Annotated in this window: 28 protein-coding genes; 10 read left to right on the top strand and 18 right to left on the bottom strand. The window is 47.8% G+C overall.

Annotation, left to right across the window (positions count from 1 at the left end; translation table 11 throughout):
• The 5 genes from W03_RS13330 to W03_RS13310 form a co-directional block, all read left to right on the top strand.
• Nucleotides 1-188: hypothetical protein (locus tag W03_RS13330; RefSeq protein WP_244073872.1), on the top strand; the 188-nt coding region annotated here is incomplete at its 5' end.
• Between the two features lie 247 nt (nt 189-435).
• Nucleotides 436-1,899 (top strand): type IV secretory system conjugative DNA transfer family protein, encoded by a 1,464-nt coding sequence (locus W03_RS13325; RefSeq protein ID WP_244073871.1) that lies wholly within the window; start codon nt 436-438, stop codon nt 1,897-1,899.
• Complete coding sequence (locus W03_RS13320; protein ID WP_244073870.1) at nt 1,899-2,549, top strand: hypothetical protein; 651 nt, start codon at nt 1,899-1,901, stop codon at nt 2,547-2,549. Before W03_RS13325 ends, W03_RS13320 begins: the two co-directional genes overlap by 1 nt.
• Before the next feature lie 176 nt (nt 2,550-2,725).
• Nucleotides 2,726-3,202, top strand: a complete 477-nt coding sequence (locus W03_RS13315) for a DnaJ family molecular chaperone (RefSeq protein ID WP_244073869.1) — start codon at nt 2,726-2,728, stop codon at nt 3,200-3,202.
• A gap of 383 nt (nt 3,203-3,585) precedes the next feature.
• On the top strand, nt 3,586-3,786 hold the full coding sequence (locus W03_RS13310) for a hypothetical protein (RefSeq protein WP_244073868.1): 201 nt from the start codon (nt 3,586-3,588) through the stop codon (nt 3,784-3,786).
• A 969-nt stretch (nt 3,787-4,755) separates the two neighbouring features.
• On the opposite strand, the gene W03_RS13305 is transcribed toward W03_RS13310, so the two are convergent.
• The 4 genes from W03_RS13305 to merR all read right to left on the bottom strand — a co-directional run bounded on the left by W03_RS13305 (nt 4,756) and on the right by merR (nt 7,824).
• Nucleotides 4,756-5,817 carry a hypothetical protein gene (locus tag W03_RS13305; protein ID WP_244073867.1) on the bottom strand — a complete coding sequence of 354 codons (1,062 nt, stop codon included), beginning with the start codon at nt 5,815-5,817 and terminating at the stop codon, nt 4,756-4,758.
• A gap of 99 nt (nt 5,818-5,916) precedes the next feature.
• Complete coding sequence (locus W03_RS13300) at nt 5,917-6,240, bottom strand: hypothetical protein (RefSeq protein ID WP_244073866.1); 324 nt, start codon at nt 6,238-6,240, stop codon at nt 5,917-5,919.
• 3 nt (nt 6,241-6,243) lie between these two features.
• Nucleotides 6,244-6,894 carry an AAA family ATPase gene (locus W03_RS13295; RefSeq protein ID WP_244073865.1) on the bottom strand — a complete coding sequence of 217 codons (651 nt, stop codon included), beginning with the start codon at nt 6,892-6,894 and terminating at the stop codon, nt 6,244-6,246.
• A gap of 531 nt (nt 6,895-7,425) precedes the next feature.
• Nucleotides 7,426-7,824 (bottom strand): Hg(II)-responsive transcriptional regulator, encoded by a 399-nt coding sequence (gene merR / locus W03_RS13290; RefSeq protein ID WP_309296119.1) that lies wholly within the window; start codon nt 7,822-7,824, stop codon nt 7,426-7,428.
• Nucleotides 7,825-7,894: 70 nt separating this feature from the next.
• Here merR and W03_RS13285 point away from each other — a divergent pair, with 70 nt between their 5' ends.
• From W03_RS13285 to W03_RS13440, 3 genes are read left to right on the top strand one after another with little or no spacing between them, the layout of a single operon-like run.
• Nucleotides 7,895-8,248 carry a mercuric transporter MerT family protein gene (locus W03_RS13285; RefSeq protein ID WP_309296121.1) on the top strand — a complete coding sequence of 118 codons (354 nt, stop codon included), beginning with the start codon at nt 7,895-7,897 and terminating at the stop codon, nt 8,246-8,248.
• 11 nt (nt 8,249-8,259) lie between these two features.
• Entirely contained in the window at nt 8,260-8,544 is a 285-nt protein-coding gene (gene merP / locus W03_RS13280) for a mercury resistance system periplasmic binding protein MerP (RefSeq protein WP_244073862.1), read from the top strand.
• Nucleotides 8,544-8,762, top strand: a complete 219-nt coding sequence (locus W03_RS13440) for a GDCCVxC domain-containing (seleno)protein (RefSeq protein WP_279600107.1) — start codon at nt 8,544-8,546, stop codon at nt 8,760-8,762. The genes merP and W03_RS13440 overlap by 1 nt, the downstream gene beginning before the upstream one ends.
• Before the next feature lie 73 nt (nt 8,763-8,835).
• On the opposite strand, the gene W03_RS13270 is transcribed toward W03_RS13440, so the two are convergent.
• The 9 genes from W03_RS13270 to W03_RS13230 form a co-directional block, all read right to left on the bottom strand.
• The gene (locus tag W03_RS13270) at nt 8,836-9,450 is read right to left on the bottom strand and encodes a recombinase family protein (RefSeq protein ID WP_244073860.1); all 615 of its coding nucleotides are present in this window, start codon (nt 9,448-9,450) and stop codon (nt 8,836-8,838) included.
• The gene (locus W03_RS13265) at nt 9,438-9,812 is read right to left on the bottom strand and encodes a type II toxin-antitoxin system VapC family toxin (RefSeq protein WP_090288080.1); all 375 of its coding nucleotides are present in this window, start codon (nt 9,810-9,812) and stop codon (nt 9,438-9,440) included. The genes W03_RS13270 and W03_RS13265 overlap by 13 nt, the downstream gene beginning before the upstream one ends.
• 2 nt (nt 9,813-9,814) lie before the next feature.
• On the bottom strand, nt 9,815-10,054 hold the full coding sequence (locus W03_RS13260; protein ID WP_244073859.1) for a ribbon-helix-helix domain-containing protein: 240 nt from the start codon (nt 10,052-10,054) through the stop codon (nt 9,815-9,817).
• Between the two features lie 260 nt (nt 10,055-10,314).
• Entirely contained in the window at nt 10,315-10,677 is a 363-nt protein-coding gene (locus W03_RS13255) for a DUF6876 family protein (RefSeq protein WP_244073858.1), read from the bottom strand.
• A 215-nt stretch (nt 10,678-10,892) separates the two neighbouring features.
• Nucleotides 10,893-12,350: an ATP-binding protein gene (locus W03_RS13250; RefSeq protein WP_244073857.1), complete on the bottom strand. Its 1,458-nt coding sequence runs from the start codon at nt 12,348-12,350 to the stop codon at nt 10,893-10,895.
• Nucleotides 12,351-12,352: 2 nt separating this feature from the next.
• Entirely contained in the window at nt 12,353-15,037 is a 2,685-nt protein-coding gene (locus tag W03_RS13245; RefSeq protein WP_244073856.1) for a TrlF family AAA-like ATPase, read from the bottom strand.
• 13 nt (nt 15,038-15,050) lie between these two features.
• Nucleotides 15,051-17,981, bottom strand: a complete 2,931-nt coding sequence (locus tag W03_RS13240) for a DEAD/DEAH box helicase (RefSeq protein WP_244073855.1) — start codon at nt 17,979-17,981, stop codon at nt 15,051-15,053.
• The gene (locus tag W03_RS13235; protein ID WP_244073854.1) at nt 17,981-20,023 is read right to left on the bottom strand and encodes a site-specific DNA-methyltransferase; all 2,043 of its coding nucleotides are present in this window, start codon (nt 20,021-20,023) and stop codon (nt 17,981-17,983) included. The genes W03_RS13240 and W03_RS13235 overlap by 1 nt, the downstream gene beginning before the upstream one ends.
• 25 nt (nt 20,024-20,048) lie before the next feature.
• The gene (locus tag W03_RS13230) at nt 20,049-21,095 is read right to left on the bottom strand and encodes a Fic family protein (protein WP_244073853.1); all 1,047 of its coding nucleotides are present in this window, start codon (nt 21,093-21,095) and stop codon (nt 20,049-20,051) included.
• A 98-nt stretch (nt 21,096-21,193) separates the two neighbouring features.
• Between W03_RS13230 and W03_RS13225 the strand changes: the two genes are divergently transcribed.
• Nucleotides 21,194-21,418, top strand: coding sequence for a hypothetical protein (locus W03_RS13225; protein WP_244073852.1), 225 nt, complete (start codon nt 21,194-21,196; stop codon nt 21,416-21,418).
• Here the strand turns inward: W03_RS13225 and W03_RS13220 are convergent.
• Together W03_RS13220 and W03_RS13215 are read right to left on the bottom strand one after the other, a co-directional pair.
• Entirely contained in the window at nt 21,404-21,673 is a 270-nt protein-coding gene (locus tag W03_RS13220) for a hypothetical protein (protein ID WP_244073851.1), read from the bottom strand. The two genes, W03_RS13225 and W03_RS13220, sit on opposite strands and share 15 nt — an antisense overlap.
• A 9-nt stretch (nt 21,674-21,682) precedes the next feature.
• The gene (locus tag W03_RS13215; RefSeq protein ID WP_244073850.1) at nt 21,683-22,633 is read right to left on the bottom strand and encodes an ArdC family protein; all 951 of its coding nucleotides are present in this window, start codon (nt 22,631-22,633) and stop codon (nt 21,683-21,685) included.
• Between the two features lie 417 nt (nt 22,634-23,050).
• On the opposite strand from W03_RS13215, the gene W03_RS13210 reads away from it, so the two are divergent.
• Nucleotides 23,051-24,058 carry a hypothetical protein gene (locus tag W03_RS13210; RefSeq protein WP_244073849.1) on the top strand — a complete coding sequence of 336 codons (1,008 nt, stop codon included), beginning with the start codon at nt 23,051-23,053 and terminating at the stop codon, nt 24,056-24,058.
• 379 nt (nt 24,059-24,437) lie between these two features.
• On the opposite strand, the gene W03_RS13205 is transcribed toward W03_RS13210, so the two are convergent.
• From W03_RS13205 to mobC, 3 genes are all read right to left on the bottom strand, one after another.
• Nucleotides 24,438-24,722, bottom strand: coding sequence for a hypothetical protein (locus tag W03_RS13205; RefSeq protein WP_244073848.1), 285 nt, complete (start codon nt 24,720-24,722; stop codon nt 24,438-24,440).
• 78 nt (nt 24,723-24,800) lie between these two features.
• Nucleotides 24,801-26,054, bottom strand: a complete 1,254-nt coding sequence (locus W03_RS13200) for a relaxase/mobilization nuclease domain-containing protein (RefSeq protein ID WP_244073847.1) — start codon at nt 26,052-26,054, stop codon at nt 24,801-24,803.
• Complete coding sequence (mobC, locus tag W03_RS13195; RefSeq protein WP_244073846.1) at nt 26,032-26,385, bottom strand: plasmid mobilization relaxosome protein MobC; 354 nt, start codon at nt 26,383-26,385, stop codon at nt 26,032-26,034. Before mobC ends, W03_RS13200 begins: the two co-directional genes overlap by 23 nt.
• Between the last annotated feature and the right edge of the window lie 323 nt (nt 26,386-26,708).

Genomic DNA, 26,708 nt, shown 5'->3' with positions numbered 1-26,708 from the left:
GTTCCCAAAAATCCGGACTGGAAATCGGACTAAAATTGGGAAGCTCTGATTTGGTTCAAAGCCACGTCAGCTGTGGTGTTGAAAAAAATCCTATGGGACTTTGGTGTCGTTTGTTTAAATGCACCCGTTATATGCACAGCAAAATGAACACGCTCGTATCACAGCAGGCTCAGCCGGATCGAAGATAAGGAAAGCAAAAACTTGATGCAGCACGGAACCAAATAACCAAAGCAACGATGAAGTTTGCTCTTTCCGCGCCTTCGCTAACTTTGTGTTTCAAAGCCGCTGACCCTGCGAGCAGACAATGTGGCAGATCGGCAACAAAAGTTCAGGTTAGCGTAAGATTACATCTTATAAAAATGAGGGATGGAGTTGGCAATGAACGATATCTTCAAACATATAAAGCGGGGAATCCCTGGTATGACGGCACAGCAAATGGCTGCCCCTGCCTCTGAATTTGCCAGACCCGAAAAGATCACGGAAAATCCGCACCTGCAATTCACATCTGACAAACTTTTTCTGGGTGTTATCAACGCGAATATAAAACTGGATGAAAACGACGAAAGATATGCCCAGGGCGGTATTGAAATCGGCATCAAAGATGATCGTCATGTAATAACCATCGCAGGCAGCCGTGCAGGAAAAGGACGCTCTGCAATCATCCCCAATATGTTGCGTTATAAGGGTTCAGTCCTGGCAATTGATCCAAAAGGAGAATTGGCACTGGCCACGGCAAAACAACGGGCGAAAACCCAGAAAATCTGCGTCATTGACCCGTTTAATACAACCAGGGGAAAACTACCCCAAGAATTCTATAGTGGATTTAACCCCTTGAAGAACATGACTCAGGCTTCGATGATCGAAGACGCGGCGCTCATTACTGATGCCCTTGTTATTCAATCAGGAAATGACCCGCATTGGGATGATAGCGCCAAGACATTGATTGAGGGCGTAATTCTTGAAGTCGTAACCGCCACACGATTTGCTGCCCGAAAAAACCTGGTTACTGTGTGCAATCTGATCGCACAGGGAGATATTGAAGCGGCAAAAGAACTGTCCGGCGGCAACGAGGAAGAAGATGATTGGGGCGGCATGGAAGCGCTTGAGGAATTTATGAAACAAAGTACGGAGAATGCAGTAAAACGTGCCGCAGCGGATTTTTTTGATAGACCGGAACGAGAAAGAGGTTCCGTGCTTTCAACAGCCAGAAGACATTTGAAAGCGTTTCATTTTCCAGAAATTGAAACCTCATTGCAAGGAAAAAGCTTTGATCTGGCGGGTTTAAAAAATGAGGCCATGAGCGTTTATCTATGTTTGCCTGGCCGCCATATTGGAACGTGCGGCAGGTGGCTGCGGTTATTTATAAATCTGGCCTTGCAAGCCATGGAAAGAACACCTGGTACACCATCCGCTGGATGTCCGGTATTATTTGTCCTGGATGAATTTGCAGCCCTTGGCCACATGCGAGAGATTGAGGACGCGGCAGGACAAATCGCAGGATTTGGCGTAAAGCTATGGCCAATTTTGCAGGATTTAGGGCAACTCAAAGCGCTCTATAAGGATAGATGGGAAACCTTCATGGGCAATGCGGGAGTCCTCCAGTTTTTTGGTAATAACGATCTGACCACACTTGAATGGGTTTCAAGGCGGCTTGGATCAACCACAATAGAGCAGCTCTCAAAATCCGATGTTACACCAGGAGCACGAAGTGCAGCAGCCACAGGAGAAAGCTATGCCCCGCGAACGACCCCGGTCATGGAACCTGATGAGGTCTCTCTGGTTTTTGGCCGTTCTGATCCGCAGCTACGGCAATTGATCATACGAGCCGGGGCCAGACCGATGATTTTACAAAGAGCCTATTACGATAAACATGACGCCTTCAGGACATTGCGAACATAATGGATAAAGGACGAATAATCAGCTCACCGGCAGACTTTCCTAGTGTGCATGTTTATGAGCGTGATGACCCAAGCGGTAAAATATACACCATTGCCTTTAGCAATCTAGAATCTATGACAGGTTTGGAGCGATTCTTTGTCTTATTTGCACTATTAGGTGCCTTTGTTGGATTGATCCTTATCAGTAGGAATTACCATCCAGGATTAGGTTTAATCATTCTTTTCTGCGGCTTGCCTGCAATGGGAATCTGGGCGAAAGAATCCGGCCCTCTCAGAAGGGAGAAAAAAAGAGACATTGAGCTGGATTATGGCCGCAATGAATTTCGTGTTTTTGTTAACGGCAGCCTGGAATTAGAACGACCGTTATCACAGCTAAAGCATATCACGGTGGACAGGCATCCAGATACAGATTTTGAACGGAATAACCGGCAGCAAAAAGGAGAAAAAGGCGCAGGAACATTTGAAAAAACCCATTGCCTTTTTGGCTGGTTTGGCAAAGGCGGGGCTGAACAGGTTATTTTAGTCAACCGCCTGGAATGGCCGTGCCATAACTCACTTCGTGAAGTCCGTGAAGCAATAGAATGGGTAAGAACTGATGTTGTCAGGACATCGGCCAAAGATAAAAACAATGATGATGGCGCTTGGGACTGATAAATAAAAGAGCTGGAATAACGATATCCGCATGTTGTTCAATTACTGTGTAAGGGTATATGGATATTTTTGGTGGCCTTCTTATCCTATACTTGATTTATTGTTGCGCGGTCTATTTTTTTGTCGATATTTTAAAGATTGTTTTTACGATATGTCTATGGTTATTCAAAAAAATCATGGACGGCGCAGACTGGTTGCGACCTCGGTTTGCGAAAGGAATGAAATGGATTTGGTTCTGGTCTATCCGGCGAATAAAGGCCTTATTCAGCAGAAAAAACTCTCGACCGGAAGAAGAAGCGCCGCCATATAAAGAAAAAGAAACGCAGCGAAAAGACGAAGAACAGACCAGGAAAGAAGACGCTGAGAACCGGCGCCGTGAGGAAGAGACACGTAAAAAGCGGGAAGAAGCGAACCGTCAACAACAACAGCAGCAACAAAGACAACATCGACAAAACACAACCGATGCCTACACTGAAGCGTTGATATTGCTGGGATTACAGGAAGATTTTACGCAAAAAAACTTCAAAAAGGCATATCGCCGCGCAATAATGTCCGCTCATCCTGATCGGGGCGGGACGAAGGAAAAAGCACAAGCCTTGAATAAGGCGCGAGACGTGATTAATAAGCGTAAAGGGTGGAAAAACGCTATTTGATGGAAGGTCTGTGTATTACTCGATAAACCTTGTTTGGCTCGCCTGATTTTTATTGTGTGGACGTTGCGGTGCCAGCAGCGCTGCATTCCTGCAATATCCCATAGGTTCTAGATTATCAGATCATGTCTTAAAAAAACCGATGGCGTCATTGATGGTTTTTTGAGAACCAGGTGTAATTTCTGCCTGTTTTTCTCTGTTTTTTAGCCCCCTGCCCTCGCCGCTCCTTCTTAAATGCCACTTTTAGCACTCATGCACGTTTAAACCGCAAGCGGAAGCTCCTCCTCTGCGTTACGGCCTGAGAAGGTGCGTTTTAGTGCTGAGTACCTCTTGTGGCGGTCAGAAAGGCCCGGACAGGTCGGGTTCTGAAAAGAGGAGCAGAGAAAATGTACTCACTGAAACCCGTATTTAACAATGAATCATCCAATAATCCGGTTTTTAGCTTATTTTGGTTAATGCTCTTGACCGTTTTAATCGACAATGATCGTCAACGCAAAATTGAAGAACGCAAGCAGAAAGCACGTTGCATACAGGAAATACAAGCGCAATCTAAAATAAAGAAAATCCAACCGGCGTTTCGGCCTTAATATCGTTTTCTTTGTTTCATCATTTTGATTTATAGATCAGCTTGCAGAAAGCCCCTCCCGCACACTATTTTTCCCCTTATATTCTGTTCTGTAACGCGCTGAAAATTTTTTGTGCCGCTCAACCATCTAAAAACAGTTTTATGGGCTTCAGCGGCCTTTTGTGTCGCTTATCTGCCTATCCAAGATCATAGTTTGCTTTATTTTATCTCGGCACTGTCCATTCGCCCATTTTGGAGAGCATTTTGCTGATCCTGTCATATGTACATAAAAAAAATTTTCCCTGCCCTTTTACCAGAAGTGCGTTTTTTTGCGATGTTTGTTTATTTGAATTTGCTAGGAATGGCCAATCATAATCGCTTAACCCTACTTTATTTTTTGCTGAACGTTTTTGGTTTTTAGATTTTTGCTAATTATTGAAAAACCATGTTTTATTATTGGGGAATATTCTGGTGGGTGAATTGGGCACAGGCCAAGAGGGATAAGTCCCTAAAAATTGTGAGCGTAAGCGATCTTAATAGGTAGGTATCTTTAAAATCATAGGAATTGTGTTATCCACATTTCCACAGCCATGATCAAGTAAGACTAATATATATAATATGATTAAAAGAAGAAAAGAATAGGGATTCTCAGATAGAAATAAAATTTATCAAAATCAAATAATTACAGATTTATTTTTGATCCAAGTGCGGGTTATCCTGCCTACTCTGACCTTATGCGCGGGTTACCCTGCCTACTTTTTGTCTTAAGCGCGGGTTACCCTGCCTACATGCGCGGGTTATCCTGCCTACTTTTTGTTTTATGTGCGGGTTATCCTGCCTACTTAATAGGTATTAGAAGTCTTTTTGAATGATCAAAATACAGAGAGTTTTACTAAGCGCGGGTTATGCTGCCTACTTAACGCGGGTTATGCTGCCTACATGCGCGGGTTATGCTGCCTACTAAGCGCGGGTTATCCTGCCTACCTTAGCTTTACTTATCCACAAGAAGCATGCCTGAATTCAGGGCTTGTCTTTCTGCATCGGTGGCGCGTTTGTTCGCGGCCTTTTGTTCTTTGATAAAATCAGGCGCAGCCTTAACCGTATATTTTACTTCTACTATCGTGCGTCCTTCTTTACGCTCATCTACTTCACAGCTAAGAATTACGCCCTTTTCCTGTAATTCTTCAAAGGCCGATGTCACCTTAATTCTGTTGTCTCTTTCTCTTTCTTGCTGCAATAAGCCACTTGCTTGTTTTATATCTGAATACATAAAAGAATATTCAGTCATGTAACTGGCCTGGATAAAACGATTAATAAGCTTTTTATATAGATAGCGCGTCAATTGTTCCTTGAAATCCATAAAGCGCAAATAATTGTATTGTCGATATTGCAAGGTATTAAGCGCGTGGGAAAGAAAAACAGGAAGCTGAGCAACATGTAACGCATCCGTATCTTCTAAATATTTTTCACGATCAACTCTACAATAGTTTTGCAAAATTGCCCCTGTATATACTTCCTTCTTCCCTTCCCATACTGTCAAAATACATTTGCTCATTATCTCTAAACTGAGTTTTATCTCTTCATAAGTGCGCCCGCAGTTCATACGATAAAGCTCGCGTCTGATCATGCTATAGCTAAACTTCACCCAGCTTTCTAAATTTTGCGGATCATGTATTCCATATTGTTGGTCTGTGAATATCTTTTTTAGAACTTCCTCTATTGTTTCTTCCGCCTTCGTGGGGAAAAAAGCCTTATAGTTTCCGTCTTCTTGTTTGATCAAAGCAGGCTGTATTTCCGATTTACAAGGTAATACACGCCCTTCCATATTTTTAACGGTGTAATCCCATTCGTAAGGCTTTGCCAGCCCGTCAATTGTTCTTAGTTTGGTTATTTGCTTAGGCGTCAGAAAATATTTCGGGATGCTCTCCCAATATTCCACTGTGTTTGAAACTTCACTTTTATCGTTAGCTACAAATTGCGAGAACAGATCAAATTGAACGCTTTTTATTGGTTCTTTTGGTGGCTTCTTCTCTGGATTTTTTCGTTCTGTCATCTCATAAGCTCTCGAAAAAAAGAAAGTACAAATACGTTTTATGTCATAAAGTTACATGACATTAATATTAAGATATTATAATGCTGCAATATCTTAATATTATAGATTTATAGTTTTCTCGCCACTAGAAAGCTCTGCAACTGAAGGCAAGCCACGTTGCTCTAAAAGAAGATCAAGCGCTTCTATAAATAATGTTTGAAAACTTGTTTTCTTGTGCCGTTCTGAGAATACCAAAACATGCAAGGCCTCATGTAAAAGCGGGTCAACGTAAATTGGTATTGATTGTTTCTTTTTAGTCGTTGCTGTACTTGCCCTGCTTGCTGTCGGTTTTAATTGCACAGGCGGAGCAACCTCAATGATTTCGTTTTCTTCTTTTTCTTCGAAAACTGCGCCAAGTCCTAACGATGCTTTTCTTTTAGCCATGCCCTACCCCACTGCTCTCGTTAATTGCGTGTTTTCCAAGCGGCTCTCTTTGCTATGTATCCAGTCGAAAATGGCTTTTATCTCCCCTGCCCCTTTATCATTAGCGTCGTACTCGCAAACGCTAAGATTCTCTGCATAAGCACGCTTGTAGCATTTACGCTCCATCGTTGGTGTATTGCAGACAAGACCAATAGTTGAAAGGCTATTTCTTGCTTCTTGTAAATCGTCACCACTTGAAGGACAACGAGTAATGATGAAGGCAAAGGGAGTTTTGGTATTCTTGATAATATCTACTGTTGGCAACGCACTGCGGCAATCATCAAGAGAGGGTTGACATGGAATGATAGCAAAAGTCGCTCTCTCAATTGCTTCTATGTGTTTCAGACCTTCCCTTCCCGCTGTGTCGATAATAACCAGTTCAAAGCCTTGTTGCTGCGCAGAATTCAAGTTATCTATGAGCTGGTTATACAGGCACTTAATTAGCAAAGGTGTTTCAGCGTCCCGTGCTTCCCACCATTTTGTGGCCGATTGCTGTGGATCAAGGTCGATTAAAAGTGTCTTTAAACCAGCTCTGCTTCCTTCTACGGCAAGATTTGTTGCAAGCACGGTTTTACCTGCCCCGCCCTTCTGGTTAGTGATCGTCCAAATCTTCATTGTGAACTCCTTAATATTTCATTATTTAGATAACACAATATCACACTATTCCAATAGCTCAATACCCCATTATCATAACACTCGAATATCATAGAATTATAATATTACGATAGCATAATCGTTAAATATCACAGTTTTCTGATATTTTAATATTAAAACACCATGTTATTTTAATAGCAGAATATAGATATTCACCTTTGATGTACATCGTCAATATGGTGCATTTATCTTAAATGGCCGGATGGATTTGCTGATAGAAATGCGGGGGAGGAGATTAAAGCTTTGCCAACTGCGGCAGCTTACGCACAAAATAAAAAAACAGAGAGTAGGGCAGGGCATACAATCAACTTAATTCTCAGTTCGGATAATAGAATTTTTATTCCTTGAGAAGGAAAACATATTCCAAAGTGCTAGAAGGGAGCCATTTTGGTGTGAAGTGACAGGTCTTATTGGGGGAGCTCCCTCAGAAAACGGAGAATAAAGTACGCTAGGGGTGAACCTGTCAGATTGAAGCCGTAGCCAAACCGGAAACTATTCCCCGGCCAGCACATTAATGATCGGGCAATCCGCTCCGCCGTCACCTGCATCGCACTGTTGCACCAATCCGCCCAGCACCTGCCGCATGGCGGTAAGATCGGAAATCTTCTGTTCGATCAATCCCAGCTTGCGAGCGGCCAGCGCTCGCGTCTCCGTACAGGCGCATGCCTCATCCAGCGTCAGCAAACCGCCAACTTCGGCCAATGTGAACCCTAGAGCCTGCGCTCGTTTGATGAAACGCACACGCTTAGCCTCGTTCGCTGAGTAGCGCCTATGACCATACGGCGGCTTCACTGGCTCCTCCAGCAGTCCGCGCCGCTGGTAGTAGCGGATTGTTTCTATGTTCACCCCGGCAGCTTCCGCTAGCTTGCCGATAGTCAGTTCTGCCGCCATCAAATTCTCCTTGATTCCGTACTTAGGTACGGGATATAGAGTAACACTTGGGCAAATAAATTCAAGGAAAATAGGCATGGCACAACTCACCGGAAAAGGCTCGTTAATCGCGAGCGTACTGGCCGCTATCGGCGCATCGGTGTGCTGTGTCGGCCCGCTCATGCTGCTGGTACTCGGCATCGGCGGCTCATGGGTTGGCAGCCTGACGGCGATGGAGCCGTACCGGCCCATCTTCATTGGCTTGATGCTTCTGTTTCTCGGACTAGCCTTCCGCAAGCTTTACCTGGTGCCGCAAGTCTGCGCACCCGGTACGCCCTGCGCCGATCCAAGCACGCTCAAACGGCAACGACTCACATTCTGGGTTGTTGCCGCCCTGTTGCTCGGACTGTTGGCCGTACCATGGCTGGCCCCGTTGTTCTACTGAAAGGAAATTCCATGCGCAAACTACTGATAATTGCTGCCCTCGTTGCCTTGCCCCTAGCAGCGCTGGCCGCCACCCCAAAAACCGTCACGCTCGATGTGAAAAACATGACGTGCGAGCTATGCCCGATCACGGTCAAGAAGTCGCTTGAAAAAGTGTCTGGCGTGGATACCGTCAAAGTCGATTTCGACAAGAAAACGGCCACAGTCACCTATGACTCCGACAAGACTCAGCCGGAGGCACTGACCAAGGCAACAACAAACGCGGGCTACCCGTCCACCATGCAGAAGTCGCGATGATGAGTGACATTGTTCTTGAGTCCGTTCTGACCTGCCCGCACTGCGGCTTTGCCAAGCAAGAAACCATGCCTACGGATGCTTGCCAGTTCTACTACGAGTGCAGCCATTGCAGGGCGCTGCTGCGCCCCAATCCGGGCGACTGCTGCGTGTTCTGTTCGTTTGGTTCGGTGAAGTGCCCGCCAATCCAGCAGCAGCGCGGGTCATGCGGATGCGGATAGCAAACCGGGCTTAGCGTGCTTCATTTTCCGTTTTCTGAGACGGCTCTTATTGGATTAACCGCCTAACGTACATTTACGGCTGAATCTTCGCAGCATCCTTTACATTTACCAATCTATAGAACGTACTGCGTGAAATCTGCATTTGTTTGCAGATTTCTTTCACATCCAGTCCTTTATCTTCATGCAAAGTTTTGGCCATTTTTACACGGGGATTATTAGGGTCTAATGGCCTGCGGCCACCTGTTTTTCCTCTGGCTCTGGCAGCTTCAAGCCCTGCGCGTGTGCGCTCCTGAATAAGCCGCCGTTCAAACTGGGCGAGGGATGAGAAGATGTTGAATACCAGTTCACCACTTGCTGTGGTGGTATCAATAGCACCGTCACAGATAGAACGAAACCCGATACCGCGCTGCCGCAATTCTTCAACGAGGCTTACCAAATGAGGCATGGAACGACCAAGCCGATCCAGTCTCCAGACGAGGAGGGTATCTCCTTTTTTTAATTGGGATAGGCAGGCATCAAGGCCAACGCGCTGCGATGTTGCGCCAGAAATTTTATCGGTAAAGATATTCTTATCATTACAGCCTTCATTTTTTAAGGCATCAAGCTGCAAGGCCAAGTCTTGATCGCCTGTACTGACTCGCGCATAACCGTAGAGTGCGCCTGTTTCTTCTTTGCTTAATAAGGACAATACACACTCTCCATCATGGGAAAATGTTTTACATTACATGTGGCAAGGACAAGGTTTTTGCATTCAGCAGAAGAAGCAAGTAGCGCGTCAACAATGCCAACACCGTGGCTTTTTCCATACTGCCGCCGATATAGGCCGCCTTTAATGGCGGCTTCATCATTTAAAGGGATCACAGGAAAATGCTGCACCAGATTATCAAGCAAGGTGCGTTCCTTGCCTTCTCGAACACCTGCATATAGTTCAGCAACGGTGAGGGCTGATAGGAAAGGAGGGGTCTCCAATCCTTCCAAGAACTGCGCAGCCTTTTCATTGCCGCGGAAAAAATCAATTAAGATGCAGGTATCTATAAGGTAATGTGCCATTCCTAACGATCAAACTCCTCGCGAATGGCTTGCATACGCTGCTCAGCGTTTTCATCATCCGACCACATGCCTTTCATGTCATGCAAGGCTTGCTTCCACTGGCCTTGCAAGGCGTTTTTTTCTGACAGCAGTAAATCAACCGCCTCACGAATAAGCTCGCTTTGGCGTGTTCCAGAGGTGAGGGCAAGGGACTTGAGAGCTTGCTCTTGTTCCTTGGATAGATAGACCTGTGTGCGTACCATAGAATCTTGTTTCATATACATTACTGTATATGTTTTGAATGGGTAATGCAAGTCTTATTTGATAATTGTCCTATTTATTAGCGCACTCGATAAGTTTAAGGGACATTGATTTATGAGACAACAAAACGGAACAGTTTTATGGGTGTTTTGAGGGATAAAAAGGGTAGGGCGGTAGTGTCCCGTTAAACGACCGTTTAACGGGACATCTAAAATTGAGAGTTGCCACCTAAGGCAATGCCTTGGGCGGCAACTTCCGGCAGCTAATACTCGCTCGGTAAAAGAATGATACTGTTGGTGAAATAAAAGCGGATTTCGGGAAGCGGGAAGTCGGTATATTCGATCTGCTTGGTGAACACCACGCGGTCGTTACCATCATCACAGGTGAGAGTGGCGGTCTGGTCGGTATTGACGACCAAGCGCCAAACTTGGAATTCCTCAGCGGCGACGGCAGACTCAGCTTGACCGAAAGCGATTTCATCAATCAGCCAGTAGGCTCCGCCATGCTCGGCGACGTATTGCGCGCCTTCGGTATAAAGGACATTCCGCGCTAGGCCGTGACGATACCATTGTTCGCTGCCAGTGAAGTGTGCCAGGTCGGCTTTGGTAAGGGTTTTCTGATTCATTTTTCTGCTCCTTTTTGCGTAACCCCCACTGCGGGGGCAACGGTTCAAAGGGCTGAAGCCAATAGGCTGACAATCATGCCCCTTACACGGGAGCGAAGCGAACGGAGCGGGCGGGGGTTGAATGACAGGCGGCTTCGGGCCATAAACGTGCCAATGCCCCGCTGTGTGGTTACGCTTGGGGCAGGGAGGTGCTGAAACCCTAAGGCCGATCTGGCTTACGGTCGTTCGACAAGTGTCAGGTGGCTGTCCATGAGCTTACGTTCAATCCCGTCCGGCTTATCGAAGATGACTGTAACGACCCAGCCTTTGAAGACGACTGAGCGATAATCTTCGCTCGAACCATAGGACGCCGTTGGATCGGTTGTGACGGTGCCGAGACCGAAAAGAACGTGTTTGACTCGATCTCCTTCGAGGAATGGGACTGCCGACTCTCCTTGACCTGGCTTACCGCGCCAGAGGGTCACGGTGAATCGCTCGTCGCTCTCGGCAAGCGAAGGGTCGGTGCCGTTATTACGCTTCATCAAGGGAATAATCTTGCGGGGGATACCTAGCCCTGAATTGTCCATATACTTGTAGTCGCTCATCGTGTCCCTGATGAGCTGATTACGGGATGCACGGCAACCGGCGCGCATCCTTTCTGGCGTAATTCCATTGTGAAGCCTGCCAGGGCTAATAATCTCGATTCTGTCTTCATAGATGGTCAACTCGATGTCGCTGCCAGACAGGCGGTAATCCCTGTGAATGACGGCATTGACGATAGCCTCACGGATAACTTCCGGCGGATATGTCGGAATATCCTCTCGCTGACCGCCCGCATTAATGCGGGCGGTCTTACCAGTGTTTCGCGCCACGAATTCGATAGCCTGCTCGATCAGGCCTGTCTCGACGATTTGCGGTCGATCTCCGCCTCCTGAAGAGAACAGCGCCGTAAGAGGGCCTTTGATGGTCGCCCGTTCATGGGCGGCATAGTCCTTTTCCTTACCAGGATAAGCAGCGGCATTGATTGATGCCTGGGGAAGGAAGCGTTGCGGTTGGCGGCCAAAAAGCAAGATGGCGGCAACATTGATGCTGTCTTCTCCCATAAATTCGGTATTGGTCAACAATGTTTTCCAACCCTCTTCATCATCATCGGCTGGAACAAGTTCAAGCTGCCCACGAACACGGATGAAATAATCTTTTAGGCGTCGAATATCGAGGTCGAGGAATTTTGCGCCTGCAATTGGGGTCAGCTCGGAGCGAACAGCTCCCCTTTGCTGGAAAAGACGCGCCAGCTCTTCTGGGGAAGGCTCACGACTCTGACTGCCAACTCGGATGTAATATAAATTTTTATTGTCGTGCCACAGGGTATGAACGTCCATTCCCCGCGATACCTTGATAACAGCAATGTCTTTCTCAGGCTCAACGTCCTTTATAACTTCGAAAAAGGGGATGACCGCCGGCCTGATTTTATCGCGGCACGTCGTCATAACCCACTCTTCCAATCCCTCTCGCGTAATGCCGCTGACCGTTCCGTCATCTTCAACCCCAAGCAGCAACAGGCCGCCGGAAAAATTGGAAAGCGCGACAAGCTCCTTGGCAATCTTGATGTTTGTAACATCGTCGCGCTTGAATTCTACGCCTGAGTTTTCGCCGTTTTTGATGATTTCGAGTAGTTCTGTGCGGATCATGGTCATGGCTAAAATCCGTATTTCTGGCGTCTCATTTCAAACGCCGTTCTGCCACCTTCGAGGATTTCTTCCACCATCTCACGAACCGGCTGAAGATCTATCGATCCCATGTGGCCTCTGTTGACACGCCCCTGGACAGTCGAATTGAGCGATCCGGTCGATAGGCCGATAATCAGCTCCGCATCGCCCAGCACGGGTATGTTGGCATTGTGTGTGGAAAACACGAACTGGCGCTTGCGCTTCTCATCTTTCATGGTTGGCACGACACCATCCGTGATGAAGCGGTTGTCGAGATCGTCTTCCGGCTGATCGACGACAAGGGGGGCCTCGGATTCCAGAAGCAGCAGCAGCAGGACAGCCGTGGCTTTCTGGCCGGTCGAAAGGCCCTCAAGGGTCTGCCAGTTTTCGGGGTCGCCTTCGGCGGCCGTATTCAGCTCGATCTTGGTGGTAGCCGCCAGCTCTAGCTCTTCGACACGCATGGCGAAGTCTGGGCCTGCCTGAACAATGCGCTCAGCCGCCGCTGGCGGTGCAAAGAACCTTGCTATAAGTGCCTCCTTGCCGTCGCGGCAAGCTTGGCCCAGCTCGCGCAAAGAAAGGCTGTCACGGGTGCGCAGCTTTTCGAGCAGGGCAGCAAGATTCCCGCCGATTTCATCACGCAGCAGCTTCTCCAACGGCTCCCGATTGCCGCCCATTGCGACTTCGACACGGACACGGCCGCCCAGCTTCTTGGATACCTTCTTCGCGGCCTTTTCCAAGCGACGATATTCTTCTGCTTGAAGATTCTCCCATTCATCGATTAGGGCACGTCTTGCGGCGAGGTTAGCCGTAAGGTCTCGGTTAAGAATATCTTTACGTTCGCGCAGGGGCTGAAGTTCTTCGATCTGTCGGCGCAGTTTGATGAATTCGTCACCGTCGATTTTGTCTTTTTGCAGCTCGCGCAATTTGCTCTGATAGGTGGTCTCGGCCACTTGGCGCTTCTCATCCCACCTAGTGCGCAACGCAGCTATTTCCGCGTCGGTATCAGCAACAGCCTTCGCTATTTGGCCGGAGATATTCTGCATCTGTGTGCTGAAGCGTTGTAGTATTGCATTCCCTTCAGAGAGAAGGCCGGCATTTAGTAGGCCTTCCATAGCTTTGTCGCCTAGGAAGGCCATATCGACCGGCAGGATTTCCTGAAACCCATTATGGGCTTCCGTGAATGGGGCCAAGCGTTCTTTCATGGCAGTCAAGATGCGTTCCTCACGCACCAAAAGGCTCTTTTCCTTCAGTTTTTCCTCAAGCCCAGCTTCCTTAAAGCGTTTCTGGGTCTCTTCTAGCCCAGGCAAAAGAGCAAGTCGTTCGTCGGCTTGCTTGATCTCTTTTTGCAGACTGCCGATGCGGGCGCGGGACTTCTCAAGATCAAGCCGCAGCTTGGATTTTCGTGCGCCAGCGTTCGGATCATGCTCGATGAATCGTTCAAGTAAAAGGGTTAATTTTTCACGGCTCTTGGTCAGCTCAGAAATCTCGTGCTGGCCGAAAACCTCGACGCCTGGCACAACGTCGCGAGGCGACAGATTCAGCACGTTCCCTGCCTCGTCTTTGATGACAGGAGGGTTGGGAACCGTCCGCTCAATGGTGTAATCGTGCTTGGCCGGATGGTGGGCGCGAACGAGCAGGGATACCTTTGTGCCAGGTTTCAACACCTGGCGCACGACGCCCTGATGGGCTTTGCCAGCCTCTTCGCCAAGCGGGTCAAGCGCCAGGACATAGCGCAGGCTTTCGATGACCGTGGATTTTCCGGTGCCTCGACCGCCGATTAGGACATTCAGATTACCGTTGAAGTGCAAGCGGGTTCCATCCAAAAATCCGCCTTCCCACGACATGGCGACGAATTCGGTATGAAGCTCCGCCACTTCGGCTTGGCTTAACCGGATGCGGGAAGAGGGGTCTAAGAAGGCCTGGCGCAAACCCTCGACTGAAAGGGAAGTCATCTTTATGTGGCAAGATGAGCGCGGCAGGGCCAAGTCAGCGTGCGAATTCACATCGGCTGCATTGATGACGGCAACAAGTCGCTCGCGCTTGTGGTTGGGATCAGTGTTTTTCAGAATTACCTTGCACCCTTGTGGGGCATCTTCGATAGATCCTGGCAGAGCACAAGCGTAAAGATCGTGAGATTTCCAGGCGTTCATACGTGGCTGCCCTTCGAGAGTCGCCAGCAGGCCGTTATCGGCGCAGACGTGCGCAGCTATGGCAATGCCGCCCTGTTCACGAACGCATTTGAGAAGATCGATGCAATCCTTATCGCTGTTCGGTGAAGCCATGTTGGTGTTATGAACGCCCTGCTGTCCTATAAATCTCTCAAGACTCTCGTCTTTGTCTGGGTCATAGAGGCACAGGAAATGCACCCCATCCCTAGATGCGGCTTCGAAGCCTCCGAAAGCAAAAATGCCGGCGGTGCGGGCGGCACGAATGAGGCCCCATGAGTCGCTGACACGATAATGGTCAGTGACGGCTATCGCTTCAATCTCAAGTTCCTTACAGGCGGCAATGATGGCGGCGTTATAATCAGCTTCCGTCTGAAAGCCGCTTTGTTTGCAGTGTCTGCCATGATAGGCAAAAGGGTTTACCTGAAGAGCGCAGCGATAAAAACGCGCACCATTTGGCAAAGCTAGGGCTTCAGCAAGGGATATTGATTTTGTTTTGTTGGTTTCCATTAGCTGTCCCTCCTTAAAACGTAAAAGTCGCCTGCATCCGTTCATCAACGGGTCGCAGCTTGGCATAGTCCAGCATGTCGCGAATGGAAGCGCCCTTGTCGCGCCACTCATAGAAAACGTCCTCGCCCAAGAGGACATAGTGCCATTCGGCATTGCTGCGCTGCTCGGGGGCCAAGGTGTTGATCTTGTCACACCAGGCCACGGCGGCGCGCTTCTTGCGCTTGACGTTTGGAGTGTTTATCTGGCCCTGTGCCTTGGTTTCCACTAGATAGATACTGTCGCTGCATTTCACCAGAAAGTCGGGGTGATAGAAGGCCGGTAAGCCGTCTTCCTTGATATAACGCAAACGGGTGTAAATGTGCTTTTGCTCATTCAATTTACAGAAAGCGTCAACCAACCCATCGCGGTCGGCCGTTTCGATGAATGCCCGTTCAAGCCCGCCGCTGCGGGAAGGATATGGCAGCCGCAAATAGATGCTCTTTTCTACGGCCAGGGAAGAGCTTTCTCGCATAGTGAGCTTCGGTACTTCTGACAAGAGCCGGTGCGTGACTTCCGCATCGGCGGCCGTGGCCGTTTCTTCAGCCTCAAGAAGCTGCCGCGCCCATACGCGCATGACGTGTTCGGTCACGTGGTCAATCAATAGAATTCGCCAATTCTCATCGGCGAAGGGGTCTATCTCCTGGCCGAAAAGGCGAGTGCGAATATACTGGTCAATGCCGTTCGCCAATTGGGCGCGGTTGATTTGCACATGCGGGAATTCCGTCACCTTCTTGAACTTGGTCGAACTATCTGTGAGTGGCTGGCTCAAGGCTTCTGTGATGCGCCGAACTATCCGGCCTAGATAATCATTATAGCCAGTCGCGGTCATTACGCCGCCATTAACGCGATAATCCCCAAAGCGGGTGCGTTCCTGCACGTCAAGCGAATGGAATTTTTCACCCTTTCCGATCATAGCTTTTAGCTGTTCAAAACCGAAGGTTTCTAACGATTCCAGCTTCTCGGTATCGATGGCACGTGTTTGTATCTCTTCTTCTTTCTCGCGAAGGATGAAAGGAATAGCAAAGTCATATTCTTCAAAGCCAGGTCTGAGCGGCACGGCGATAAGGTCGCCAGTCGAAGATGTATTGGCGTCATCTTCGTCGTCCATTTCACCAACAAGGCCTTCGCTCATCAGCTCTTCATAGAAATCAATGAAGGCAGGGTGCTCCACAATCGACAGAATATCGATCATGCTGGCTGGCGTCTTGCCGGTTCGTATCAGGCGACGGTTATCGCTTTTAATGTCGTCATAATCGGCTCCTCGCCACATAAGGCGAAGGCCTCGGCCAATAGTCTGCTCTAGTAGAATGCCAGCACTCGATGCGCGCAACGGCACAATAACGCAAATGTTGTTCACGTCGAAGCCCTCGCGCAACATCAATACGCTGATAATGACGCGGGGATTGGCATGGCGGTCAACGTCGAAAAGACGCTCTCGCAATACTCTCCATTCATCAGGGCGCAGCTCACCCTTGCGATTGGAATCCACACGCAAAATCTCATCTTCGCTGAAGCCTTCTAAATGAAGGAAGTCAGCAATCAGCGGGGTGACGGTTGTATCTTCGCACACAACAAGCATTTTGGGGTGGCGAGTGGGATCGATATTGGCAAAGTCTCGCTCTAGCTTGCGCAGCTTAGTGAGTCCGGCACGCAACATAACGCGCTGTCCTTCAGCAAGCTGCGGGTTGCCGTTCTCGTCACGATAGGCTTTGAATTCCAACTCTTCATCGGACAATGCCCCTATTTCGCTGCGTCGATCCAGGACAAGGGATTTCACAAGCCCTTGCTTCATGGCTGCCTTCAGGTCGAAATCCACCACGATATGTGGAAAGTAGGTTTTCTTCGCCTTCTTACCCGTGCCGACTTCGTTGTAGGGGGTAGCGGAAAAATCTACCTGGAAAAATCGCTCGGCCTTCGGTTCAGCGATTGCGGTCAGGCTCTTTTGCCATTCCACTTCTGAAACCTCACCTTCACGCTTGAATTCGTGAATGTGGTGGGCCTCATCATTGAACACCATAAGACTTTGTAATTCGCGCAGATAATTGAGGATGCCGCCTCGCTCATAGCGACGATTCAAAACATTCAAGTCATTGCCCTGACTGGTGCCAGGTGTCAACGGCAAGAGGCTTTGCACCACGGCTGCCGGATCAGCCCGATCACCTGGCGCGGCAATTTCTTCTTCAGCCTCGTCCTCGGCTTCTTCGCTCAAGATATGCCAATTACTGATGGCTATCATGCCGCCGGATGTTACTTTCCGGCCAATCTCTTCTTTTGGACAAACGGTGCCTTGCACGAAACGGAAAATTTCGTCGCGATAGGTCGGTGGAATGAATAGCTCCTGATAGCTTGCCAGGTCTGATGTGGCAAAATCGCGTTTACCGTCACGCTCCTTACCTTCAAAGGCGTCGCGCAAGCGGTCATAGACGATAAGGCCAGGTGTCACGATAAGGAAATTTCTGGTATAGCGGCCATTTTCCGGGGTGCGGTTGGCGTTTAAAATCTGCCACACCATAAGTGTTTGCAACACCCATGTCTTGCCGGTTCCGGTCGCCATTTTCAAGCAGTATTTCGGATAATCGTTTTTCCCCGCGCCGATAATCTGCGCGGCCTGATCACTTACAATCAGCACTTCGGGGGCGATTTCTTGATAAAGGCCTTTCAGTGTCGTCATGCCTAAAACTTCATGGGCATAGATGACATTCAAGATGCCAGAGCGCTGTCCGTCATGGAAATTGAAATTGCGGGTGTCTTTGAAGTCTTCCTGAAACCACCATTTCAGCAGCTCGGCCGTGGTCGGGCTAACTTGGTCAAGAATAGGGGCACTGCCGGATTCCAGACCGATACAAGCCTCGGCAACACGGTCGGTCAGCTTACAGGCTAGAGTAAGGTCATTGATGCTCGCCATTATGCCACCTCCGCAATCGCTTCGGCTTCAAAGCCGAATACGTCCACCACGCGAATACAGACACGGCGCGGGCCGTCTTTGACCGGCAAATCGGTCAGGCTAGCGATGGTGACAACGCGATAGGGGTCATCGTCGTTCTCGGTATTGCCGCGATAATCCTGCCAGATAGAGCGGAACACATGACCGTCATAATCAGGGTCAACACTCCAATACTCAATCAACGCCATAGGATCAGAGTTTACTATTTTTTGCAGTTTTTGGCGGTTGGTGTCGTCCATATTTAAAGCATCTGGTGATAGCAGAACATAGTTATCTATGCTCACGGTCAGAGCTTCTTTATCCCCGTTACGCTTGCGCTCAATCGGTTTAATTTTGACGTATTGCAACGATGAAAAGCGCACTTCTTCGGCCTTCAGTTTACCGCCTTTTTTCTTCAGCCGGTCGAGAAGGTCAGGGGGGATAACAAGCACTTCCAGCTTGTCGCCCTGGTTGAGAGCTTGAATATCGTGACCGATATTGGAATCAAAATTCCAGCCAAGCACTATCACCTTATCCCATCCGCCCATGAGGTTATCGCGGATTTCTATAGCACGTCTCAGCGTGGTCAGGCCGGTGAGTTTGTTCGGGCTATCAGCCAGCACAAGATTTCGCGTGTGCGGAATGCGCGCCATGTTGCGGTTTGGATTTTCTTCGGCTGGTAGGGGCAACGCGCCAAAGAGGCCAAGCACGATTTCAGACAAATCGCCAATACGGAATCTGCGACCCATGGTGCTACGAGCCATTTCTACCTGATAGTCACCCACGTGCTGATAAAGGAATGGCTTTGCATTTTGATCGATCATACGCTTGCGAGTAATCATACAAGCAGGCTTACCAAGGTCTGTCGCTATCCATTTGCGCCCTAGCTTTTCTGCAACGGCTGCTGTTGTTCCAGAACCAGAAAAGAAATCAGCAACAATTCCACCTACAGGAGACGATGCACCTATTATTCTTTCCAATAATGCGGTCGGCTTTTGAGTGTTGTATCCAATCAATTCCTTGGATGCGGGGTTCACCGGCGGTATGTCATCCCAAATGGAAAGGATTGGACTACCTTCCATTTCGTCCAAATACTGTTTTATGTTTGGCTGACCAGATGAAGTAAATACGATCTTACCTTCCTCTAGCCCACGGTTAATTCGTTCTTGGCTCCATGCCCAATGGCGACCTGGAGGAGGATCAATCATACTATCTCCAAATCTTCTCGCCTGGCCTGGCCCTGCGCCACTCAAAGTCACTAGACGAAAACGACGACCGTTTGAATCAGTTTGTCCGTAGTGAGATTTTTTATAACTTTCAGAATGCGGCTTATATTGCGGATTAAACGTGTAAGAATCACTCTTTGTAAAAATCAGAATATTGTCATGTATCTGACCAAACTTAATAGATGCCCCCTTCGAGAAAGTGCGCTGCCATACTATTTCATTAAGAAAATTGTCTCGCCCGAAAATTTCATCCATCGCAATTTTCGCGTAATGGCCTACATGCCAATCAATATGAATGTAAATTGTCCCGCTATTTGATAGCATTTCCCTCATAAGACATAATCTAGGAACTAACATCGCCAAATACGATACTGTTCCATTTTGCCATGTGTCTGAATAGGCGAATTGTTCGATTGCTGTTGGCTTCTGCTCAATCTCACCCCCTGGTAAGGTAATTTTTGTGCGGTAATCCGCCTTGCTGTCGAATGGCGGATCGATATAGATCAAGTCCACCTTACCGCGCATGGAAGGCGTCTCGTCATTGCCCGCAAGAAGAGCAGCCATAGCCAGAAGGTTATCGCCATAGATAAGCCGGTTCATCTCTGCCGGATTCAAGTCGTGGCTGCTACGGTCTGCTTTCACAAACATGTCCTGCCAATTGGTGTCACGCGACGGAATCACCAGTTCGCGGGTCTGCAAGCCAATCTTATAACTGCTTTCCAGTCGCTCCATGATGCGCTCAGCTTCGCGTTTTCCGTCAGCGACGATTTTAGGCAGTTGTTCCAGAAGGCTTGTCATTGTTCGTTTTTTCCTCTCGTTTTAATCATGGCTGGCTGTACCATGTGGATCGCCCGCCGCCGTACCGGACAAGCAGGCCTTTTTCCACCAGTGAGCCAAAAGTTGCCTTCAATGTGTTCGGGCTTGCGCCTGTCTCGCGCACCATGTCGCGGGTTGTGACGCGGCCATGGTCACGCACATAATCCAGGATTTTTACGGCCAGTTCGGGCAGGGCGGCTAGGGCATTCTTTTCGCGCTCCACTTTCGCGGCCAGGCGGCGCTTTTGTTGCTGCAAAGCCCGCATGAAAAACATAAGCCAGGGTTGCCAATTCGGGGCCTCGGTACGGATGGTGCCTTGGGTCTGACGCAAGGCGAGATAATACCCTTCCTTGCTGTTTTCAATCACGCTTTCAAGTGACGAATACGGCACATAGGCATATCCGGCCTGCAACAAGAGCAAGGTCGTGAGAACGCGGCTCAGGCGGCCATTACCGTCCTGGAAGGGGTGGATTTCCAGGAACACCACAACAAACACGGCAATCATCAGCAAGGGGTGAATGCGTTTCAGCTCGCGGGCATCGCGCAGCCAGGTGACAAGTTCTGTCATCCGGCGCGGCGTATCGAACGGCGTAGCCGTCTCGAACACGATACCAATCATTTTTCCGTCTGCGTCAAAAGCGCCCACGTCATTGCGCAGGATTTTATATTCGCCGCGATGCCGCTCATCCTTCTCACTGTAGCGCAGAAGGTCGCGGTGAAGCTGCTTAATATGGTTTTCGGTGATGGGAATATCCTGCCAGGCCTGGAAAATCGTTTCCATGGCCTCGGCATAGCCAGCAACTTCCTGCTCGTCGCGTGTCTCGAATTTCTTGATTTCCAGCTTGCCAAGCAGTCGCTCAATTTCGCGGTCACTGAGCTTGTTACCCTCAATGCGCGTTGAAGAGCCGATGCTTTCAATCGTGGCAATGCGGCGCAGGGCTTTCAGCCGATCCGGTGCCAAAGTGCCAAGGGCACGCCAAGCACCCTTAAACTCGTCTATTTCAGACAGTAAGGCCAGTAATTCAGGCGTAATTTGGATGGTGTCGGTTTTCATTACACCTGAATATATACCCGATTATGCCGGAATGTCCACCGGAATAATTGCCGGATTATGCCGGAAAAGATAATTTTGTATCCACGACCATAAGGGCTTTGCCGCCCTGGATTTTTCCTTTTGTTCCGGAAGCACAACGCGCAGCGGGGGGGGGGGAAATCCCCCCCTGGAAGTGGCTTAAACCGCTCGCCGTCTGCATAAGCAGGCGGCGAGCGGTTATCAATGAATTTATATGGCGCGACGCGGAGCGTCGCGGCCTGTTCAAGGGCGCTGCCGCTGGCAGCTATAATATCTACAAAATGTTTCTATTAGAAACGTTCTGAAATCCAGTTATCCAGGGCGCTTCCTGCTTTTTTCATTAATTCTTCAAATAAGGCCTGTTCCGGCACTCCGTTCTTCCACTCAAAATCGAAAATCAAAAGTCTGTCATCTTCGTTTCCGGTGTCTTCGTCATACCAGAACAGGCCTTTTATATTTTCAAGCTCTGGTGGTTCGCCGGAAAGCCAGCTTGCTTTAAAAGCTGGCTTTCCAGTGTGTGTAATTGTCTCCGGCGTAATTTCCCATTGCTCTAAATTCATGTGTTGGCCTTAAGCTGGTTCTGGTTGAGCGCTATTCATAGTGTGCTCATTTGCGGCTTTTACTTCAAGCTCTTGATCGGATTGCAAGCTATGCAATAACTCAGCAGCTCTTTGAGCGTGTGCGGCTGCCGTAAAAATTGCTTTTTTGTCTTCCTTCAACACCTTAAGCCAGCTTTGAATATAAGCGGCATGGTCTTCGCGTACTTCTGGCGTAATATCAAGGTCAGCAGCCAGAAACGCGGCTCCAAGTTCTGCAACAAGCTCTTCCATCGCATAACCTTCATCTCCCCAACGCTTACGGCCAAAATCACGCTCCAGGCGGGTAGGGTGGCGCGTCCAGTGGGTTGTTTCATGGGCAAGTGTCGCATAATACCCTTCACGACTCTCAAACGCCTCAAATGGCGGCATTTGGATATGATCGGAAGCTACCGAATAATAAGCCTTGTTTCCGCCGTGCTTAATCTCTGCCCCTGTACCGGCAAAGAATTCTTCAATGGTGGCAATACGCTCTTCCGGTGTGGTATCTGGCGCTTTGGCCAGTGCGTAATACTGATCTGGCAAGCCTTCGATTTGATCGACATTAAACACGGTATAACCTTTCATAAAAGGAATATCGCGTTCCACTTCTTCGCCTGTGCTCGTATCCAGCTCTGTTTTTTTAAAGGTGTTTGCGTAAACTGACAATGACCCATGTTCGCCCTTTCTGACATTACCGCCTAATTCTTTGGCTTGTTTAAATGTCATCCAGATAGGCGCAGAAAATCCTTTTTCCGTTGCATCCATCCAAAGATTTAAAATATTAATCCCTGAATAGGGCTGGCCATTATAACGCAATGGTCTTGTAATTTTTCCGGCGGCATGTTCGGCGCTCCATGGCTTCATCCAGGGTCTAACGCCTTGTTCAAGATCGGCAATAATTTTATCTGTAATTCTGCTGTAAACGTCCTTTTTATCTACCATTTTAGAACCTCCTTCATCTGCTTTTAGTGGTCGAGGGTTGCTGCATGCAACCTTGACCCGCTGGCGAAGCGTGGGGGTAGCAACTGCAAGGGCAGAGGAAAAAAGTTTTGTTTCGCGAGGAATGACCGAAAGGGCAGGGGAAAAGTTTTTTTATCTGGGCGCAGCCTTCACCCTTGCGGGCGCGAGGGGCAAAGCCCCTTAGTTCTTCTGAATTGTATACATCAGTTCTAGCAACACTCCTAGCCTGATATATATTCCCTGTAGTTGGAACGCCGTTCTTATTGGCATCCTTGCGCTTGATCCAAGCCCGATCGAAACACGGAACGACCCACCACCAGAGCCGCGATTGAAGCTATTTGAAACATCATGGCGTTAGTGGGAGAATCGCCTTAGAGAAAACAATGAGGGGTCGTATTCATGTCTGATAATAATGATACCGAAAAAAAACAAATTCCCTGTTCAGAAAACATTAGAAATGTTACGGCATTAGTAATTAAATTATTCTTCATAATGGCGTTGGGATCATTATTATCAACTGCCCACGCCTCTGATGAAAATACTGTCTCACAAATACAGCTTCTACTGTCTTTGAAAGGATATGATTTAAGTTATAGAGACTCTAATGGAATTGATGGAAAAATCGGGTCTAAAACACTTGAAGCTATTTCAGCATATAAAGAAACCTTACCTATAAATAAACGTAATACTACTGATTTAATCGATTTAAAAAAAATATTAGAAGATGATGTCAGATCAGGAAACACACAGCCAACACTAGATAAAGGGAATATTGAGCAAAGTTTCAAAGAGCTCAAAGACGAGCTGGATAAAACAAAAACCGATCTAAATAACCTTATTAGCAAACAAAGTAAGCAGGAAAAAGACTATAGCAAAGACATGGGGCTAGTAAATACAGGGGCAATTTTCGTATTAACTGTGTTAAGCATCGTTTTAGTGCTAATGGGTATAGCTGGTATATTCGTCTACAAATCTACAAAAAAACAGCTACAACACGACATGAAGCCCTTCAGCATGGATATAACAACGAGAATATATACGTACTTAAGCGAAGCTTTTTATTTATATTACAGAGAGTTTCTTAATAAGCCAAATAATCCAGCATTCAATAGTGGCATCGCCTTGGCTTTGCGGTTTAACGATGGTGCTTTGCTCTACGCAAATCTTCTTGAAACAGAACAGCCTTCTGAAAAAAATCGGGCTCATCTAATAAACGCAAAAACACATAGAGCCTACCATTTAGCCACAAGAAAATTTCCGGAAGATATAGAGGAGGCTTTGAGTATGATCAATGATATCGAAGAATATTCAGTAGGACTTCTGAAAAAAGGAGATATAGAGAATTGGCAAAATATACAGATACAGTTGCGTGGGTTTATATACGAAGTGGAAATTCTACAAAAATAATAGAAGGGCAAAAAATAGTTAATAATCTATTATGTAATAGACATATTCATCAGAAAATCAAGGATGAAATATATGAAAATCACTGTAGAGCAGAAGGAAAAGGAGAAGGCACTGCTCCTCCTTGGATTGTGCGACATTAGACAGGAGGTACAGGTGTTGGGCCAGGTATTTGCAGTACCGAAGAATTTGGATTTGAAATGCTTACAATACTTAGAACACCAGAATTTACATTGTTAAACGTGTTTTTCATGATAAATCTCCTAAAATTGGTCACTTACTCTACCTTATAGATAGGGATAACAAATTCTTTATCAATAGTCAATTCCCTATGATACACACAATCCTTAAGCTCGTATCAGGATCAAGCCACTTGTCTTTCTTACTTGGGCGTAAAATTCGTCCGGCTAAAAGGCTGCGGCTCCAGGAACATCTGATCATAGGATTCAGCAGCACAATCATAACCACCTGAACTCACATAACCATCCAGGGGGTTACCCGTTTTATCGCCGATAATTACCGGCTGCCCATTTTCATCGCAGGGTGTGAAATAAAGATAAGTGGCTTTAACATGCATAATGCCGTGTTGTTCAAAGAACTGTCGATCCTGATAAAGCCTCTGATATAAATCATCTACGGTCATAGGGCCGCCATATTTACCTTTCATCTTTATATCCTCAACTTATATAATTTTCATAACACTTATATTCTAGATTGTATAAAAGAGAAATTAACACCGGGTTAATTAATCCCGCTCCCGCCCGTGATCTTTGCCACGGCTGCGTTCATCTCGCTCTCGTCGTTTCTTTCTACGACCCTCGGCTTGTTTCTTAAATTCTTCACTAAGTGTCTGACTAGGCTGCTGATCCGCCTTGGTTTTTTCGTCTGATCGGCTTTGATCTTGACTTTGCCCAGCATACGCTTGCTTTAGAGGTTGCTGTTGCTGTTTATGCAGGCGGTCAAGCTGGTCTAATTCTGCTTTATAAAGCCGGTTTTCTTCGTTGCTGATTTTTTGATTTTGCTCTGCATTTTCTCTGGCTAAGGCCTTACGCTCGTTCTTATGCCTGGCCATAAGCTGTTTGTACATACTGGTATGGCCCAAAATGGCGCTGATCACACCGGCCAGAAAACTACGCTCCTTATTAGCATCCCGCGTCTTGAGCCAGTGTTTAAAACGGGCATAAACAGTTTCCTTTGTTTCTTGTAATTTTTGTTCTTCTTCTCGCTGCCGGTGATAAAGTTCAGTCCATTTTGACTGGTTGCGTTCACCAACCTGCTGACAGTGAAATGCTATACGGGCTTCTTTTTCCATATAAAGTGCAAGCTTTTGGTCTTTTATGTCAGGGAAAATGGTGTCTTGCTCTATTTCCCGCTGACCCTGAGCTTGTTTTTGCTGCGCTTTACGGGACTGCTGGGCCTCTTTATAGTTCTGGTTTTTCCTGTATTTTACGAACTGTCCCTGGCGGCGCTTTTCATTATTGTCAACACGCTGCGGACAACGGATTTTCCCTTCCTTTTTCTCATAAGCTTCTGCCCATTTAGACAGTTTGAGCTGGTCGTTTGAGTGCGTGTTGACAATGCCGGTTTCAGGATGAATCCGGTTTACGATGACATGAATGTGCGGATGGTTTGTATCATTATGCGCAATAAACAGCGCTTCATGGTGTTGCAGGCCTAAGACCTTTAAGGTCTCACGGGCGGCATCAATCATTTCTTCTTTTGGAGGGTCTTGATCGATGTCCCAGGAAAGACTGTAAGAATAAACGCAAGCGGCGACTTTTCGACCGGTTTTAACCTGCCCGCTTTGTGCTTTCAGATCGCCTTGGTGCATTGCGGTATAGGCCATCATCTTGAGAGCCATGTCCGGATTATTGGTTGCCAGGTTTTCGGTGTAGATAAATGCTACGCGGTTGCTCGTAGACGCATTTTTATCGTGCAGATAATACTGCCCCGCCCCTTTAAAACTGGTGCCTTTACTAGCTATCTTTGGCGCTACCATATCCGGATATTTCTTTGATCAGGAATGCCTCGATTTCATTACAAAGACGATTCAGCTCCGGAGGGATTTCTCCTTCTGTATGGGCGATACGTGTTAGCTGGTTCAGGTTTACGCCGATACGACGAAGCTGATCAAAAACGGCAGGATCAAGGGATTGGCTCTGGCGAATGATAATCTGGCCATGCAAGGCTTGCTGGCGGACATATTCAGACGCACTGCCAAGACCAGCATCGCGAGCATGTTGCTCAATGAGCATACGTTCTGGAACGCTGAAACGAATAGACATGGGAGCTGATTTTCGCTCGGCTGGTTGTTTCTTCGGTCTGGCCATGATCGCGCCCTGTTCTTGCTACCGATGGGTTTTCCAAAAGGGAGAGTGAAATCTCCTTTTTGGTCTTGGGTTCCAAGGGGCAGCGATGCGCCCTTTGGTCGTGCCCCCCGACGACACCGGGGGAAGGGTTTGGGACGTTGTCCCAAGGCGGCAAAATAAGCCGCTGGCGATGGGGTTCCAAGGGGAGAGTGCAATTCTCCCCTGGCAAGATAGCTGGCCTGACAGCTAGTTTTTGTCATACAAAAACATATCTTGCTATCCTTCTTCGCCTGCGTCTCAGTATATAGAAATCTCCCGTTATAGGGTGAGTTTAAACAAACGAC

The sequence above is a fragment of the Nitrosomonas sp. PY1 genome (genome assembly GCF_022836435.1).
Lineage (GTDB): Bacteria > Pseudomonadota > Gammaproteobacteria > Burkholderiales > Nitrosomonadaceae > Nitrosomonas.
Note: the sequence above shows the minus strand (reverse complement) of the source record. Positions and strands in the feature narration are given on the sequence as shown.

Excerpts from the sequence above, each read along its gene's own strand:
- W03_RS13235 (WP_244073854.1), bottom strand. The coding sequence starts at position 20,023 with ATGACAAGCCTTCTGGAACAACTGCCTAAAATCGTCGCTGACGGAAAA.
- W03_RS13300 (WP_244073866.1), bottom strand. The coding sequence starts at position 6,240 with ATGGCTAAAAGAAAAGCATCGTTAGGACTTGGCGCAGTTTTCGAAGAA.
- W03_RS13255 (WP_244073858.1), bottom strand. The coding sequence starts at position 10,677 with ATGAATCAGAAAACCCTTACCAAAGCCGACCTGGCACACTTCACTGGC.
- W03_RS13260 (WP_244073859.1), bottom strand. The coding sequence starts at position 10,054 with ATGGTACGCACACAGGTCTATCTATCCAAGGAACAAGAGCAAGCTCTC.
- W03_RS13310 (WP_244073868.1), top strand. The coding sequence starts at position 3,586 with ATGTACTCACTGAAACCCGTATTTAACAATGAATCATCCAATAATCCG.
- W03_RS13440 (WP_279600107.1), top strand. The coding sequence starts at position 8,544 with ATGAGTGACATTGTTCTTGAGTCCGTTCTGACCTGCCCGCACTGCGGC.
- W03_RS13240 (WP_244073855.1), bottom strand. The coding sequence starts at position 17,981 with ATGGCGAGCATCAATGACCTTACTCTAGCCTGTAAGCTGACCGACCGT.
- W03_RS13320 (WP_244073870.1), top strand. The coding sequence starts at position 1,899 with ATGGATAAAGGACGAATAATCAGCTCACCGGCAGACTTTCCTAGTGTG.
- W03_RS13265 (WP_090288080.1), bottom strand. The coding sequence starts at position 9,812 with ATGGCACATTACCTTATAGATACCTGCATCTTAATTGATTTTTTCCGC.
- W03_RS13230 (WP_244073853.1), bottom strand. The coding sequence starts at position 21,095 with ATGAAAACCGACACCATCCAAATTACGCCTGAATTACTGGCCTTACTG.
- W03_RS13205 (WP_244073848.1), bottom strand. The coding sequence starts at position 24,722 with ATGAAAGGTAAATATGGCGGCCCTATGACCGTAGATGATTTATATCAG.
- W03_RS13250 (WP_244073857.1), bottom strand. The coding sequence starts at position 12,350 with ATGACCATGATCCGCACAGAACTACTCGAAATCATCAAAAACGGCGAA.
- W03_RS13210 (WP_244073849.1), top strand. The coding sequence starts at position 23,051 with ATGTCTGATAATAATGATACCGAAAAAAAACAAATTCCCTGTTCAGAA.
- W03_RS13305 (WP_244073867.1), bottom strand. The coding sequence starts at position 5,817 with ATGACAGAACGAAAAAATCCAGAGAAGAAGCCACCAAAAGAACCAATA.
- W03_RS13295 (WP_244073865.1), bottom strand. The coding sequence starts at position 6,894 with ATGAAGATTTGGACGATCACTAACCAGAAGGGCGGGGCAGGTAAAACC.
- W03_RS13325 (WP_244073871.1), top strand. The coding sequence starts at position 436 with ATGGCTGCCCCTGCCTCTGAATTTGCCAGACCCGAAAAGATCACGGAA.
- merP (WP_244073862.1), top strand. The coding sequence starts at position 8,260 with ATGCGCAAACTACTGATAATTGCTGCCCTCGTTGCCTTGCCCCTAGCA.
- W03_RS13245 (WP_244073856.1), bottom strand. The coding sequence starts at position 15,037 with ATGGAAACCAACAAAACAAAATCAATATCCCTTGCTGAAGCCCTAGCT.
- mobC (WP_244073846.1), bottom strand. The coding sequence starts at position 26,385 with ATGGCCAGACCGAAGAAACAACCAGCCGAGCGAAAATCAGCTCCCATG.
- W03_RS13215 (WP_244073850.1), bottom strand. The coding sequence starts at position 22,633 with ATGGTAGATAAAAAGGACGTTTACAGCAGAATTACAGATAAAATTATT.
- W03_RS13315 (WP_244073869.1), top strand. The coding sequence starts at position 2,726 with ATGGACGGCGCAGACTGGTTGCGACCTCGGTTTGCGAAAGGAATGAAA.
- merR (WP_309296119.1), bottom strand. The coding sequence starts at position 7,824 with ATGGCGGCAGAACTGACTATCGGCAAGCTAGCGGAAGCTGCCGGGGTG.
- W03_RS13200 (WP_244073847.1), bottom strand. The coding sequence starts at position 26,054 with ATGGTAGCGCCAAAGATAGCTAGTAAAGGCACCAGTTTTAAAGGGGCG.
- W03_RS13220 (WP_244073851.1), bottom strand. The coding sequence starts at position 21,673 with ATGAATTTAGAGCAATGGGAAATTACGCCGGAGACAATTACACACACT.